Here is a 14,499-nt window from a genome sequence, read left to right as displayed (position 1 = left end):
GCTACGGTGTGGCCATGGATGTGGCGCTGGCGGTGGTCGCGGCCGTGACGGTGACCGCGCTGGTGGCGGCGGTGCCCTGGTGGCGCGGGCGGCGGGAGCTGGGCAGCCCGGTGGACCGGGCGACGTTCCAGACCCTGCACACCGCCTCCCTGGCGGCGCCGCCCCTGCGGGCCGGCCTCACCGAACAGGGGGCCCAGAAGGCCGCCCGGCACCTGCGGGAGCTGCTGGGATCGGCGGCGCTGGCCATCACCGACGGGGAACGCCTGCTGGCCTGGGACGGCACCGGCGACCACCACGCCGAGCAGGCCGTGGCGCACGCGGCCGGGCCGATGGCCGACGGGCGCACCGCCGTGCTCGGCCCCAAGGAAGTGACCTGCCAGGTGGTGGACTGCCCGATCCGGCACGCGGTGGTGGTGCCGCTGACCACCGACGAACGGGTGGTGGGGACGCTGGCCGCCTACGGCGGCGACGTGTCGGCCGGGCTGATCCGCGCCGCCGAAGAGGTCGGCCACTGGGTGGACGCCCAGCTGCAACTGGCCGAACTGGACCGCTCCCGCACCCTGCTGATGGAGGCCGAGGTGCGGGCGCTGCGCGCGCAGATCTCCCCGCACTTCATCTACAACTCGCTGACCACCATCGCCTCGTTCGTGCGCACCGACCCCGAGCGGGCCCGCGAGCTGCTGCTGGAGTTCGCCGACTTCACCCGCTACTCCTTCCGGCGGCACGGCGACTTCACCACCTTGGCCGAGGAGCTGCACTCCATCGACCGCTACCTGCTGCTGCAGCGGGCCCGCTTCGGCGACGACCGGCTGCATGTGACGCTGCGGATCGCCCCGGAGGTGCTGCCGGTGGCGGTGCCGTTTTTGTGCCTGCAGCCGCTGGTGGAGAACGCCGTCCGGCACGGCCTGCAGGACCGGGCCGGGCCCGGGCACATCACCATCATCGCCGAGGACGCCGGGGCCGACGCGGTGATCAGCGTGGAGGACGACGGGGTCGGCATGGACCCCGAACGGCTGCGCAAGATCCTGGCGGGGGAGACCCCCGACGGCGCGGGCGGCCCCACCGAGGCCGCCGGGATCGGGCTCGGCAACGTCGACGAGCGGCTGCGGCAGGTCTACGGGGACGACTACGGGCTGGCCGTGGAGACCGCCATCGGGGCGGGCACCAAGGTGACGCTGCGGGTCCCCAAATACCGGCCCGGCGTGACCGCCTCGGGGTCCTGGCCCCGCGACGGCGAAAACGGGGTTTGACTTTCGCCCCGTCGATCCGGACGCTTAGGGCGTTCCTGTGATCTGTCCCACGGAGGGGGACCGAGTGACCGGTCTGCGTGTCCTGGCCGTGGACGACGAGGCGCCCGCCCTGGACGACCTGGCCTTCTGGCTGCGCGCCGACCCCCGCATCGGGGAGGTGACGCTGGCCCGCGACGGCGCCGCCGCGCTCCGGCAGGTCGACCGGGCGCTGGCCGAACGGCGGCCGATCGACGCGGTGTTCCTGGACATCCGCATGCCCGGCCTGGACGGGGTGGTGCTGGGCCGGCTGCTGGCCCAGTTCGCCCGGCCGCCGCGGATCGTCTACGTCACCGCCTACGACGACCACGCCGTGGACGCCTTCGAGATCAAGGCGACCGACTACCTGCTCAAACCCATCCGGCCGGAACGGCTGGCCGAGGCCATCCGCCGGGTGAGCGCCGCATCCGAACCGCCCGCCGCCCCGGCGGCCCCCGCCCCGCCGGCCCGCCGGCCGCAGCCCGACCCGGATCTGGTGCCGGTCGAGCTGGCCGGGGTCACCCGCTTCGTCGCCCCCGCCGACGTGTGGTACGTGGAGGCCCAGGGCGACTACGCCCGGTTGCACACCCCCTCCGGCAGCCACCTGGTGCGCATCCCGCTGGCGGCGCTGGAGGAACGCTGGCGCGCCGCCGGGTTCGTCCGCGTCCACCGCAGCCACCTGGTGGCGCTGCGGCACATCGAGGAGCTGCGGCTGGAGTCGGGGCGCTGCACCGTCCGCGTCGGCGGCACCGAGCTGCCGGTCAGCCGCCGCCACACCCGCGAGCTGCGCGACCTGCTGGTGCGCAGCGCCCGCCGCAACCAGTGAACCTTTGCCGCCACGCCGTTCCCGCAGGCCGCATGCGGGCGTATCGCAGTGAGGGACGATGCCGTGAGCTGGGATGACGCACAACCGGGCACCGCCGGGGACTCTCCTCCCCGGCCTGGGGGACCGCGTGGCGACGAAGGCCCGGCGAGCGGGCGGACGCCGCCGAAACGGGTCCTGGTGACCAGTCCCCGCACCCGCGCCGCCCGCCGCCCCCGCCGCCCGGTGACCCGCGAGATCGACGAGCAGACCGGGCTGGGCGAGGCCTACATGCGCTCGCTGATGCGCGCCCAGCTGCGGCTGAGCCTGGGGGTGTGCGGGCTGCTGGGCGCGGCGGTGGGCGGGCTGCCGCTGCTATTTGTGCTCGTGCCGCGGCTGCGCGAGCTGCAGGTGCTCGGGCTGCCGCTGCCGTGGCTGCTGCTGGCCGGGCTGGTCTACCCGGCCTTCGTGGGGTGCGGCTGGTGGTATGTGCACCAGGCCGAACGCAACGAACGCGACTTCGCCGAGCTGGTCGACCGCGACACATGAACAGCGCCTACGGACTGGTCGCGGTGTCGCTGGTGGTGGCGGCGACCGTGCTGATCGGCACGTTCGGGCTGCGGATCTCCCGCACCACCTCCGACTTCTACGTCGCCTCCCGCACCGTCTCGCCGCTGCGCAACGCCTCGGCGATCGGCGGGGAGTACCTGTCGGCCGCCTCCTTCCTGGGCGTGGCCGGGCTGATCCTGGCCTACGGCGCCGACATGCTGTGGCTGCCGGTGGGCTGGACCGGCGGGTACCTGGTGCTGCTGGTGCTGATCTCCGCGCCGCTGCGCCGCTCGGGCGCCTACACCCTGCCCGACTTCGCCGAGGCGCGCCTGGAGTCGATGGCGGTGCGGCGGGTCACCAGCGTGCTGGCCGTGCTGATCGGCTGGCTGTACCTGATGCCGCAGCTGCAGAGCGCCGGGCTGGTGCTGCGCACCGTGGTGGGCACCCCGGTGTGGGCCGGCGCGGTGCTGGTCGCCGTGGTGGTGACGATCAACGTGCTGTCCGGCGGGATGCGCAGCATCACGCTGGTGCAGGCGTTCCAGTACTGGCTGAAGCTGACCGCGCTGGCCGTGCCGGTGCTGTTCCTGCTGATCGCCTGGCGCCACGACGCCGCCCCCGCCCCCACCCGGGACGCCCCGCCGACCTTCCCGCAGGCCACCACGGTGTCGGTCGGCGCGGACGTCACCGTCCGGGTGGAGCACCCGGTGCGCGTGGTGCTGCACGGCCGGCTGGACGGACGCGCCCAGGACGGCCCGGTCGAGCTGACGGCCGGCGAGCACCGCATCGCCCGCGACTCCACGGTCGTCTTCCCCGCGGGCGCGGCAGTGCCCCACGTCTCCGGCCTGCCCGAACGCACCGACCGGGAGTGGGCGCTGCCGCTGTCGGGCCGCGAGTACCCGCTGTATGCCACCTACTCGCTGATCCTCGCCACGTTCCTGGGCACCATGGGCCTGCCGCACGTGCTGGTGCGCTTCTACACCAACCCCGACGGCCAGGCCGCCCGCCGCACCACCGTGCTGGTGCTCGCCCTGCTGGGCGCCTTCTACCTGCTGCCCGCCCTCTACGGGGTGCTCGGCCGCATCTACACCCCCGAGCTGCTGATGACCGGGCGCACCGACGCGGTGGTGCTGACGCTGCCGGGCCGGCTGATCGGCGGCACGCTGGGCGACCTGCTGGGCGCGCTGGTGACGGCCGGGGCGGTGGCGGCGTTCCTGTCCACCTCCTCGGGGCTGACCGTGTCGGTGGCCGGGGTGATCGCCCAGGACATCCTGCACGGCGGGGTGCGCTCGTTCCGGGCGGCCACGCTGCTGGCGCTGTTCGTCCCGCTGGGGCTGGCGCTGGCGGCGCGGGCCCTGGCGGTGGCCGACGTGGTCGGGCTGGCGTTCGCGGTCGCCGCCTCTACTTTCTGCCCGCTGCTGGTGCTGGGCATCTGGTGGCGGCGGCTGACCGTGGCGGGGGCGCTGGCCGGGCTGGTGGCCGGGGGCGGCCTGGCGGGCACGGCCGTGGTGTGGACGATCCTCGGCGGCCCGCCGAGCGGGCTGGCCGGGGCGCTGCTGGCCCAGCCCGCGGCCTGGACGGTGCCGGTGGCGTTCGCGGTGATGATCGTGGTCTCGCTGCTCACCCCGCGCAGCATCCCGCCCGGGGTGGCGCGCACCATGGTCCGCCTGCACACCCCCGAGAGCCTCGACGTCGACCGCGGCACCTGGCGTCCCAAGCGCGTGTGACGCCCCGGCGGGCCGGGGCCGCCGGCCGGTCAGGGGGAGTGCGGCGGGGCGCCGCCCGGGGGCGGCGGCGGGTATCCGGGCTGCTGGAACTGCGCGGGTCCGGGCCGGGCCTGCGGCGGCGCGGCGGGTGGGTAGGGCGCGTGCTGGGCGGTGCGTTCCCGCAGGCGCCGTCCCAGCCGGCGGGCGGAGCCGGAGGCGGCCTGCACGCCCTGCCGGGCGGCCTGGGCGGCGGTGCGCAGCAGGGCGCCGCGCTCGACGACGGTGCCGCCCAGCAGGTCGGCCAGGCTGCGGCGCCGGCGGCCGGCGAGCATCGTCAGCCCGTTGGCCGCCAGCAGGGCCACCGCGGCCAGCCAGCACAGGAACGACACGAAGAACCGGCCGGTCAGCAGCAGGACGCAGGCCAGGGAGTACACGCCGCTCTCGCAGACGGTGGTGACGGTCGCCCGCCGCCAGGACCTGCTCAGGCCCACGCGGCGGTCGCCGGAGGCGGCGTGCACCCGCAGGCCCAGCACCGCCTTGCCGAGCGTGCGGCCCGTCCACACCAGCGCGGCGAACTGGTAGAGCCACTGCAGCACCACCAGGGCGATGAACCCCTGGATCACGATCGAGACCGCCCCGTCCCAGGCCGAGCGGGCCGTGGTGGCGGCGATGCCGGTCAGGTCTCCCCGGGAGATGAGCAGGTCCCAGACTCCGACGGCGGCGAGCCGGGTGCCCAGGGAGGCGACGTAGTCGGCGAGCCGGTGATAGGTGACCGTGCCGACCAGGCCCACCAGGGCGGCCACGACCAGGACGTCGATCGTCCATGCGGCCAGGCGCCGGGGGAGGCCGATGGGCGCGTCCGCCGGGACGGCCTGCGGCGCGGGAGGAGAGGGCGGGAAGGAGGGCGTGCCCGGCTGCGGCGGCCATCCGGGCGGCGGGCCGTGGGGCGGAGGGGGCGGCGGGGGACCGTGCACGAGGTCTCCTGAGACGACGTGGAGCGGGCACTGCCGCCTCAGGCTAGCGCCCGAAGATCGGCTTCCCCGGCGGGACGGCGCAGGACGGCCGGAACCGGTCGCGGCGACAAAAGGGAGAGAAGTGGGCGAAACGTCCGAAGAGGGCTGCCGTTCGTCCGTTCGTCGCACGAAATCGACCGTTCACCGATGGCGGGGGGCGGATCGGCGCAACCGTCCGGCGGCTCGGCGCAGCCCGTCGGCCGCCCTCTCCACGACGGGCCTTCCGGCTTTCTACCGTGGCGTGACCCCCGTCACAGCCGAGGAGGTAGTCGTGACCGTCGAGAAGGATCTGGACATAGGCGGGACACCTTATGAACGGGTGCAGCGCACCGAGGGATTCCAGCAGTTGCGGCGCCGCTTCCGGGCCTTCGTGTTCCCGGCCACGGTGGCGTTCCTGGCCTGGTACCTGCTGTACGTGGTGCTGTCGGGGTGGGCCCGCGGCTTCATGGGCACCCAGGTCATCGGCTTCATCAACGTGGCGTTGATCTTCGGGCTGCTGCAGTTCGTCTCGACCTTCACCATCGCCTGGCTGTACGCCCGGCATGCCGGCAGGAAGCTCGACCCGATGGCCGCCGAACTGGCCGCCCAGGTCGAGCGGGAAGGGGTCCGCGCGTGAGCCACCAGACTCTGGCCATCGTGCTGTTCCTGGCGTTCGTGGGCGCCACGCTGGCGATCACCGTGTGGGCCAGCCGGCACACCAAGGACGCCACCGACTTCTACGCCGGCGGGCGCTCCTTCTCCGGCGTGCAAAACGGCCTGGCGATCGGCGGCGACTACATGTCGGCCGCCTCCTTCCTGGGCATCGCCGGGATGATCGCCCTGTACGGTTACGACGGTTTCCTGTACTCCATCGGCTTCCTGGTGGCCTGGCTGGTGGCGCTGCTGCTGGTCGCCGAGCTGATGCGCAACTCCGGCAAGTTCACCATGGCCGATGTGCTGGCGTTCCGGATGAGCCCGCGGCCGGTGCGCACCGCCGCCGGAGTCTCCACCATCACCGTCTCGATCTTCTACCTGCTGGCCCAGATGGTCGGCGCGGGCGCGCTGGTGGCGCTGCTGTTCGGCTTCACCTCCGAGTTCGCCAAGGGCGCCACCATCGTGCTGGTCGGCGCGCTGATGATCATCTACGTGGTGGTCGGCGGCATGAAGGGCACCACCTGGGTGCAGATCGTCAAGGCCGTGCTGCTGATGGGCGGGGCGACGCTGGTCACGCTGCTGGTGCTGGCCAAGTTCGGCTTCAACCTCTCCACCCTGCTGGGCGACGCCGCCGAGCAGAGCGGCAAGGGCGAGGCGTTCTTGGAGCCGGGGCTGCGGTACGCCACCGACGCCCAGGGCCTGGCCGGCAAGCTCGACCTGATCAGCCTGGGGCTGGCGCTGGTGCTGGGCACCGCGGGCCTGCCGCACATCCTGATCCGCTTCTACACCGTGCCCACCGCCCAGGACGCCCGCAAGTCGGTGCTGTGGGGCATCGGCATCATCGGCGTCTTCTACCTGCTGACGCTGGTGCTGGGCTTCGGCGCGGCGGCGCTGGTGGGCAGCGAGGCGATCCGCGAGGCCAACCCGGCGGGCAACACCGCCGCCCCGCAGCTGGCCGAACGGATCGGGCAGCTGATGCTCGGCGACGTGGGCGGCACGGTGCTGCTGGCGATCATCGCGGCGGTGGCGTTCGCGACCATCCTGGCGGTGGTGGCCGGCCTCACCCTGGCCTCCTCGTCCTCCTTCGCCCACGACCTGTATGCGCACGTGTTCCGGCGCGGCAAGGCCACCGAGAAGGAGGAGGTGCGGGTCGCCCGGATCTCGGCCCTGGTGATCGGCGCGGTCTCGATCGTGCTGGGCATCTACGCCCAGCGGCTGAACGTGGCGTTCCTGGTGGCGCTGGCGTTCGCGGTCGCCGCCTCCGGGAACCTGCCGGCGATCCTCTACAGCCTGTTCTGGAAGCGCTTCAACACCGCCGGCGCGGTGTCGGCCATCTACGGCGGGCTGGGCGCCGCGGTGCTGCTGGTGATCTTCTCCCCGGTGGTCTCCGGCTCGGAGAAGGCCCTGTTCACCGGCGCCGACTTCGCCTTCTTCCCGCTGGAGAACCCCGGCATCGTCTCCATCCCGTTCGGCTTCCTGTGCGGCTGGCTGGGCACTGTGCTGTCCAAGGAGCACAACGCCGCCAAGTACGCCGAGATCGAGGTCCGCTCGCTGACCGGGGCCGGCGCCGAGAAGGCGGTCACCCACTGAGCAACCCCTGAAGATCCCCACAGACCTCCGGTCCCGCCCGATAAGAATGTGGCGCTCGGTGGGCGGGACCGGAGAACGCCGGGCACCGGCCTCTCCCGCTCCGGGGCCGGTGCCCGCCGCTGTTCCACAGGGCCGCGGGTCTTGTCCCCGCCCGGCCGGGCGGCCGGCGCAAGGCCCGGACGGGAAGACGCGCACCGGCAAGGGCGCCGGTGCGCGTCTTTCGTCTGCGGGTTCCGCCCGTGGGTTCCGCCTGCGGGCTCCCCGACAGGCCCGCCATGCCGTCTGCTGCGGCCCGGATACAGGTGAGCGCGGCGGACGGGCCGTCCGCCGCGCTCAACCGGCCGGGATCAGAACCGGATCAGAAGGTGCCGACCGGGACCTGGTAGTTCTTGGCCAGCTCCGACTCGAAGGCCTGCTCGACGATCACCGCGCCGCCGGTGGCCTTCTCGTCCGGCTTGATGATGTAGGTCTTGCGGGTGGCCGGCTTGTCGAAGTAGGTGAAGTTCATCGGGGTGCCCAGCCCGTCGTCGGCGTTGGCCTCCGAGCGGTGGGCGTTGATCAGGCCCTCCCGGGTCAGGTCCTTGTTGGCGCAGGCCTTCTCCAGCGCCGACACCACGATGGAGGCGCCGCCGTAACCGTTGACCACACCGCTGTCCAGCGGGTCCTTGGGGTACTTCTTGGAGTAGGCCTCGGCCAGCTTCTTGATCGCCGGCAGGTCGGCGCTCATCGGGGCGCCGGCGGTGGCGATGAAGAAGCCCTCCACCAGAGCGGGCTTGGCCGGGGTGGCCAGCAGCTGCGGGGAGTAGGCGGAGTTGCTGCCCAGGATCGGCTGCTTCATGCCCTGGGAGCGGGCGATGCCGGCCAGCGAGGCCGCCTGCTGCGGGCCGGCGCTGAGCAGGATCGCGTCGACCTTCTCCTTGGCCAGCGCCGCGACCTGCGACTTCATGTCACGGTCGGTGGGCTTGATGGGCAGCTCGAAGACCTCCAGCCCCAGCTGCTCGGCGGCGTACTTGGTGCCGCGCAGCGCCGAGCCGCCGTAGTCGCCCTCGAAGTAGACGTGGCCGAGCTTGTCGCCCTTCTTGATCAGCTTCTTGTCCATCAGCCACTGGACACCGTTGATCATGTCCACGTCGTAGGTGGTGCCGGTGACCTGGATGTACTTGCTGCCCAGCAGCGCGGTGGTCCAGGCGCTGGGGATGGTGAACATCTTGTCGGACTCGATGCGCTGCTTGACCGCGCTGACCATCGGCGAGCCGAGGAAGTGCGGGATCGCCAGCACGTTGTTGTTCAGCTCGGTGTAGATGGACACCGCCTTCTGCGGGTCGTAGCCGTGGTCGCGCACCACGGCCTCGATGGTGCGGCCGCAGACGCCGCCGCGCTGGTTGACCTCCTCGTAGTACAGCTGCTGGGCCTGGGTGATGCTCTTGCCCAGCGGCGCGTACACGCCGGTCAGGTCGGTGGCGATGCCGAGCTTGATGGTCTTGTCGGTCACGCCGGGGCCCTGCTTGACGCCGTCGGGCCCGGTCGCCTCGGAGCCACCGGTGGCCTTGTCGCTGGAGCAGCCGGCTGCGGTGGCGGCCAGCGCCAGCGCAACCAGCGACACGGCCGCCGAGCGAAGGGTTGATTTCATGGTGTTCGCTCCTCGGATTCCTTGTCTGAGGGGGGTGGTTGAGTGAGGATTTGTCAGGAGGGTCGAACCTTCCGGCGGAGCGCCAGGGACGTGCGCAGACGCATCCACAGCCCCATCAGCCCGCCGGGAAGGAAGAGGATCACCGCGATGACGACGGCCCCGTAGAGGATCCGCGAGGCCTGGGCGGCGTCCAGGCCGCCGGAACCGGATGCGGCGATCAGCGGCAGGGCGTCGCTGTAGCGGGTGAACAGCGGCGGCAGCATCGACACCAGCACGGCGCCGACGATCGAGCCGGCCACCGTGCCGAGCCCGCCGATGACGATCATCGCCAGGTACTCCAGCGACAGGATGAAGCCGAAGTAGTCGGGCACGGTGCGCTGGAACGCCAGCGCCAGCAGCACACCCGCCAGACCCGCGTACATCGACGACAGCACGAACACCGCACCCCGGTAGCGGGCCACCGGCACGCCCATCACCCCGGCGGCGATCTCATGGTCCCGGATGGTGTTCATGGCCCGCCCGGGACGGCCGCGCAGGATGCCGCGGGCGATCCAGGCCGCCGCCACCAGCAGCACCAGGTTCAAAAACCACAGCTTCTCCAGCGCCCGGAACGGCACCTGCAGCACCACCAGCTCGGGGGTGTCGGCGAAGACGAACCCGAAGATCTCCAGCGGCGGCACCTCCCGGCCGTTGGAACCGCCGGTGACCGCGTGGGCGTTGTGCAGGATGTGCTGGCCGATGAAGATCAGCGCCAGCGAGGCGATGCCCAGGTAGGTGCCCTTGAGCCGGCCGGCGATCGGGCTGAACAGCCCGCCGGCCACCCCGGCCAGCGCGATCGCCAGCACCGCCGCCACCGGGGTGGGCAGGCCCCACCCGGACAGGTGGTGCGCCGAGTCGGGCTCGGCGGCGAAGTACACATACCCGTAGGCGCCGATCGCCAGGAAGAAGGCGTGCCCCAGCGACAGCTGCCCGGTGGAGCCGGTCAGCAGGTTCAGCCCGATCGCGCCGATGGCCGCGGCCATCGCGAACAGCCCGGCCTGCATCAAGAACGGCTCGGCGTAAAACGGCAGGATCACCATCACCGCCAGCACCGCCGCCAGGCCGGCGAGCTGCAGCGGCGACATCCGGGAACGGCTCAGGCTAGACACGGGCCAGCTCCCTCGTTCCGAACAGCCCGGCGGGCCGGATCAGCAGGATGATCACCATCACCAGGAACGGGGCGACCTCGCCGATGCCGCGGCCCAGGAAGGACAGCTCGCTTTGGTAGCCGGTGGCCAGCGACTCGGTCAGCCCGATGATCAGCCCGCCGACCAGCGCCCCGGTGGTGGAGTCCAGCCCACCCAAGATCGCGGCGGGGAACGCCTTGAGCGCCGCCAGCGAGGTCGTGCGGTCCAGACCCGGGGTGGGGAAGACGGTCAAGAACAGCGCCGCCACCGCGGCCAGCGCGCCCGCCACCGCCCAGGCGCCCGTGGACACCCGGCCCAGCCGGATGCCCATCAGCGCCGCGGTCTCCCGGTCCTCGGCCGCCGCCCGCATGGCGATGCCCCAGGAGGTGTAGCGGAACGCCAGCAGGAAGCAGGTGATGAGGGTCGCCGCGGTCACCAGCGCGGCGATCCGGGTCTGGGCGATGCTGATCCCGCCCAGGTGCACCACCTTGCTCTGCCACGGGTCGCCCATGGCCAGCACATCGGTGCCGATCTGCCGGGTCAGCTCGGTGGTCATCAGGATGTCCACGCCGATGGTGACGATCGCCAGCACGTGGTGGTCGCCGGCCCGGGAGCGGCGCAGCACCAGGAACTCCACCAGCGCCCCCAGCACCGCCGCGCCGGCGATGCCGACCAGCAGCGCCGGCCAAAAGCCCAGCTGCCCGTGCAGCTTGGCGGTGATGAACCCGCCGGCCAGCAGCAGCGAGGCGTGGGCGAAGTTCACCACTTCGGTGGCCTTGAAGATGATCACGAAACCGAGGGCGATCAGCGCGTACACCGAGCCGATCGACACCCCGTTGACGACGAGTTCCACAAAAGTGGTCACGACTGCTCCCCGCTCGCCTCCGGCGCGCCCTGAGGCAGCGCTCCTTCTCGCACCCCCGCTTGCGCCTGGCCGGGTGCGCCCTTGGCCATGACGACGCCGTCCTGCTGCTGGACGGCCTGCTCGCCCAGGTAGGCGCGGATCACCTCGGGGTCGTTTTGCACCTGCGCGGGCGGACCGGAGGCGATCTTGCGGCCGAAGTCCAGCACCGTCACCTGGTCGGCCAGCCGCATCACCATGCCCATGTCGTGCTCGACCAGCAGGATCGAGATCCCCAGGTCGGCGCGGGCGGCGACGATGACCTCGGCCATGGCGCGCCGCTCCCCGCCGTTCATGCCGGCCACCGGCTCGTCCAGCAGCAGCAGCTTGGGCTCCATCGCCAGGGCGCGGGCCAGCTCGACCCGCTTTTGCACCCCGTAGGGGAGCATCCCGACCGGCGCGTCCAGGTACTCGGCGACGCCCACGAAACGGGCGATCTCCCGCACCCGCGCCCGGTGCCGGGCGTCCTCGCGGCGGGCGTGCGGCAGGTGCAGCCCGGTGCTGAGGAAACCGGCCCGCATCAGCCGGTGCCGCCCGAGCATCACGTTGTCCTCGACGCTCTGGAAGCGCGACAGCGCGATGTTCTGGAACGTGCGGGCCACGCCCAGCGCCGCGATCTTGTGCGGCGGCATCCGGGTCAGCTCGGCGCCGCCGAACCGCACGCTGCCGGAGGTGGCCTTGTACACGCCCGACAGCACGTTGAAGCAGGTGGACTTGCCGGCGCCGTTGGGCCCGATGATGGCGTGGATGCTGCCGGGCTCCACGGTGAAGCCGACGTGGTCCAGCGCGGTGATCCCGGCGAACTTGACCGTCAGGTCGGTGACCTTCAGCTCGCTCACCGGGCACCGCCTTCGGGATATGCGCCCGCGCCGGGCGTGCGCCTTGCCGGGCGGCACGGTCGGCGGGGACGGCCTGCGCGTCCGGTAGCGGTCACGGCACCCTCCGGTGATCTGCGGTGTGGGGTTCGGGGTGGACGGGGGGACGGTCGCGATCAACCGGCCCACCTTTCGAGCGTGGGCGGACGCCGGAATTCCGGCTGCAGCTCCTCCTCGCCGCCGACGCCCAGGTAGCGGCGGCGCACCTCGTCGCTGGCGGCCAGCTCATCGGCCGGCCCCGACAAGGTCACCCGGCCGACCTCCAGCACGTAGGCGGTGTGGGCCAAGCGCAGCGCCAGCGCCGCGTTCTGCTCGATGAGCAGCACGGACGTGCCCTGCCGGTTGATCTCGGCGATGGTCTCGCCGATCCGCTCGGCCATCAGCGGGGCCAGCCCGAGGGTGGGCTCGTCCAGCAGCAGCACCTTGGGCCGCGCCATCAGCGCCCGGCCCATGGCCAGCATCTGCTGCTCACCCCCCGACAGCAGCCCGGCCCGCTGCTTCGCCCGTTCGGCCAGCACCGGGAACAGTTCCAGCACCCGCTTGCGGGCGGCGGCCGTCCCCGAGCGGTCCCGGGCGCCCAGCGCCCCGGCCCGCAGGTTCTCCTCCACGGTGAGCCGCCCGAAGATCCTGCGGCCCTCGGGCACCTGGACCACCCCGGCCGCCACCACCGCGGCGGGGTGCAGCCCGTCCAGCCGGCGGCCGCCCAGGGTGATCTCACCGGCCTCGATCGCGCCGCGGTGGAACGACAAAGTCCCCGAGATGGCCCGCAGCAGGGTGCTCTTGCCCGCACCGTTGGCCCCCAGCACGGCGGTCACCGCGCCCTCGGGAACCACCAGGGAGACCTCGCGCAGCGCCTGCACGGCCTTGCCGTAGCTCACCGACAGGCCGCCGATCGCGAGCGTCCCACTCGCCATGGCACCTCCCCTTCGACATTCGTGTGGGAGGCACACCAGCATGTGAGCTGTAACACCGTCTAGTGGCTGCGCCAACTCGAGTCGAAGGTCCAACTGAACCCGGTTCAGGATGTGACCGCTCACAATCCGGGCGGCTTTCGGGACACCCGGCGACCGGTCCACGGACGGCCGTGGCAGGGTGAGGCAAACCACGTGAGAGGTTCCACCCGGTGACTGCTACGACCACTGTCCCTTCGGACGCAGACCTGGCCGAGATCGCCCGCATCGCGTCCCGGCGGCTGCTGGAGCGGCTGCCGGAGCTGACCGACCGGCTGATCACCGAGATCGTCGATGAGGACCCCGGCTATCTCGACCTGGTACCGCGGGATGAGCTGTGGCAGACCGTCCACGACATCCTGGGCGAGAGCATCGACCACATGGCCCGCCACGCGCTGGGCGAGGAACCCCCCGTCGACAAGGCCGTCGCCATCGGCCGCCGCCGCGCCGAACAAGGGCTGCCGCTGGAGTCGCTGCTGCGGTCGTTCCGGATCGGCGGGCGGCTGTGCTGGGAGGCGATGATCGAGGTCGTCTCCGCCGACAACCCTCAGGCGCTGCCGAAGCTGCTGCGTTTCGCCGGCATCGTCTGGCACACCAACGAGGTCCAGTCCAACGCGGTGGCCGCGGCCTACCGGCAGACCGAATCAGAGCTGCTGCGCCGCAACGGCGAACGGATGGCCGCGCTGCTGGATGCGCTGCTGGAGGGCCGCGGCGCCGACGGAGGATTGGCCAAGGCCGCCTCCGCCGCGCTCGACCTGCCCATGAACGGCCGCTACGCGGTGGCGGTGCTGCGTCCCCTGCACCGCCCCACCGGATGCGGCCCCGGCTTCGAACGCCCCGAACGCGTCGGCGGGCTGCGCTTCGTGTGGCGGATGCGCACCGACGTGGAGGTGGCCGTGGTCGACCTGGGCGACCGGCGGCCGGCCGATGTGGCGGCGGCACTGGAGCAGCGGTTCGCCGGCGAGGCCGGGATCAGCCCCGCGGTGGACGGCCTGGCCGCGCTGGGCCGCGCCCGCTGGCTGGCCGAGATCGCCCTGCAGACCTGCCGCCCCGGCGAACGGCGGCTGGCCCAGCTGGACGACCGGCTGCCGGCCGCCCTGGTGGTCTCCCAGCCCGAGCTGTCGGGATACCTGGGCGATACGGTGCTCGGCCCGCTGAGCGCGCTGGACCCGGCGGACCGGCAGGTGCTGCTGGAGACGCTGGCGGCCTGGCTGGACTGCGAGGGCTCGGCGGCCCGCACCGCCGCCCGGCTCTATTGTCACCGCAACACGGTCTTCAACCGGCTGCGCCGGCTGGAGCAGCTCACCTCCCGCTCCCTGCACCGCCCCCGCGACGTGGTCGAACTGGCCCTCGCCCTGGACGCGCTGAACCTGGTGGGCCGGGACGGTGCGGCCGCCTCGGGCCGCTGCCGCGGCTGACCGG

General features: G+C 72.5%; 13 protein-coding genes. 7 read left to right on the top strand and 6 right to left on the bottom strand.

Features of this window, described 5'->3' with window-relative positions:
- Positions 1-14 precede the first annotated feature (14 nt).
- The 4 genes from TCUR_RS15630 to TCUR_RS28045 all read left to right on the top strand — a co-directional run bounded on the left by TCUR_RS15630 (position 15) and on the right by TCUR_RS28045 (position 4,340).
- Positions 15-1,250 (top strand): sensor histidine kinase, encoded by a 1,236-nt coding sequence (locus TCUR_RS15630; protein WP_012853498.1) that lies wholly within the window; start codon positions 15-17, stop codon positions 1,248-1,250.
- Positions 1,251-1,314: 64 nt separating this feature from the next.
- Positions 1,315-2,091, top strand: coding sequence for a LytR/AlgR family response regulator transcription factor (locus TCUR_RS15625; protein ID WP_012853497.1), 777 nt, complete (start codon positions 1,315-1,317; stop codon positions 2,089-2,091).
- 177 nt (positions 2,092-2,268) lie between these two features.
- Positions 2,269-2,616 (top strand): hypothetical protein, encoded by a 348-nt coding sequence (locus TCUR_RS15620; RefSeq protein WP_245536873.1) that lies wholly within the window; start codon positions 2,269-2,271, stop codon positions 2,614-2,616.
- On the top strand, positions 2,613-4,340 hold the full coding sequence (locus TCUR_RS28045; RefSeq protein ID WP_012853495.1) for a sodium/solute symporter: 1,728 nt from the start codon (positions 2,613-2,615) through the stop codon (positions 4,338-4,340). Before TCUR_RS15620 ends, TCUR_RS28045 begins: the two co-directional genes overlap by 4 nt.
- 29 nt (positions 4,341-4,369) lie before the next feature.
- Here TCUR_RS28045 and TCUR_RS28040 read toward each other — a convergent pair whose 3' ends face one another.
- Positions 4,370-5,293 carry an RDD family protein gene (locus TCUR_RS28040; RefSeq protein ID WP_012853494.1) on the bottom strand — a complete coding sequence of 308 codons (924 nt, stop codon included), beginning with the start codon at positions 5,291-5,293 and terminating at the stop codon, positions 4,370-4,372.
- 310 nt (positions 5,294-5,603) lie between these two features.
- Here TCUR_RS28040 and TCUR_RS28035 point away from each other — a divergent pair, with 310 nt between their 5' ends.
- Positions 5,604-5,948: a DUF485 domain-containing protein gene (locus tag TCUR_RS28035; RefSeq protein WP_012853493.1), complete on the top strand. Its 345-nt coding sequence runs from the start codon at positions 5,604-5,606 to the stop codon at positions 5,946-5,948.
- Positions 5,945-7,555: a solute symporter family protein gene (locus TCUR_RS15600; protein WP_012853492.1), complete on the top strand. Its 1,611-nt coding sequence runs from the start codon at positions 5,945-5,947 to the stop codon at positions 7,553-7,555. The genes TCUR_RS28035 and TCUR_RS15600 overlap by 4 nt, the downstream gene beginning before the upstream one ends.
- Positions 7,556-7,913: 358 nt before the next feature.
- Here TCUR_RS15600 and TCUR_RS15595 read toward each other — a convergent pair whose 3' ends face one another.
- From TCUR_RS15595 to TCUR_RS15575, 5 genes are all read right to left on the bottom strand, one after another.
- Positions 7,914-9,185 carry an ABC transporter substrate-binding protein gene (locus tag TCUR_RS15595; protein ID WP_012853491.1) on the bottom strand — a complete coding sequence of 424 codons (1,272 nt, stop codon included), beginning with the start codon at positions 9,183-9,185 and terminating at the stop codon, positions 7,914-7,916.
- Between the two features lie 53 nt (positions 9,186-9,238).
- Positions 9,239-10,333, bottom strand: coding sequence for a branched-chain amino acid ABC transporter permease (locus TCUR_RS15590; protein WP_012853490.1), 1,095 nt, complete (start codon positions 10,331-10,333; stop codon positions 9,239-9,241).
- Positions 10,326-11,216, bottom strand: a complete 891-nt coding sequence (locus TCUR_RS15585; protein WP_012853489.1) for a branched-chain amino acid ABC transporter permease — start codon at positions 11,214-11,216, stop codon at positions 10,326-10,328. Before TCUR_RS15585 ends, TCUR_RS15590 begins: the two co-directional genes overlap by 8 nt.
- Positions 11,213-12,091, bottom strand: coding sequence for an ABC transporter ATP-binding protein (locus tag TCUR_RS15580; protein ID WP_012853488.1), 879 nt, complete (start codon positions 12,089-12,091; stop codon positions 11,213-11,215). The genes TCUR_RS15585 and TCUR_RS15580 overlap by 4 nt, the downstream gene beginning before the upstream one ends.
- A gap of 152 nt (positions 12,092-12,243) precedes the next feature.
- Positions 12,244-13,041 carry an ABC transporter ATP-binding protein gene (locus tag TCUR_RS15575; protein ID WP_012853487.1) on the bottom strand — a complete coding sequence of 266 codons (798 nt, stop codon included), beginning with the start codon at positions 13,039-13,041 and terminating at the stop codon, positions 12,244-12,246.
- 209 nt (positions 13,042-13,250) lie between these two features.
- Between TCUR_RS15575 and TCUR_RS15570 the strand changes: the two genes are divergently transcribed.
- On the top strand, positions 13,251-14,495 hold the full coding sequence (locus tag TCUR_RS15570) for a PucR family transcriptional regulator (protein WP_012853486.1): 1,245 nt from the start codon (positions 13,251-13,253) through the stop codon (positions 14,493-14,495).
- The last annotated feature ends 4 nt before the right edge of the window (positions 14,496-14,499 follow it).

Origin of the sequence: Thermomonospora curvata DSM 43183 (assembly GCF_000024385.1) — a bacterium.
Classification (GTDB): domain Bacteria; phylum Actinomycetota; class Actinomycetes; order Streptosporangiales; family Streptosporangiaceae; genus Thermomonospora; species Thermomonospora curvata.
This window is presented reverse-complemented; position numbering and strand designations above follow the sequence as displayed.

Coding starts and splice junctions, on each gene's coding strand:
- TCUR_RS15630 (WP_012853498.1), top strand. CDS start 15: ATGGATGTGGCGCTGGCGGTGGTCGCGGCCGTGACGGTGACCGCGCTG.
- TCUR_RS28045 (WP_012853495.1), top strand. CDS start 2,613: ATGAACAGCGCCTACGGACTGGTCGCGGTGTCGCTGGTGGTGGCGGCG.
- TCUR_RS15575 (WP_012853487.1), bottom strand. CDS start 13,041: ATGGCGAGTGGGACGCTCGCGATCGGCGGCCTGTCGGTGAGCTACGGC.
- TCUR_RS15595 (WP_012853491.1), bottom strand. CDS start 9,185: ATGAAATCAACCCTTCGCTCGGCGGCCGTGTCGCTGGTTGCGCTGGCG.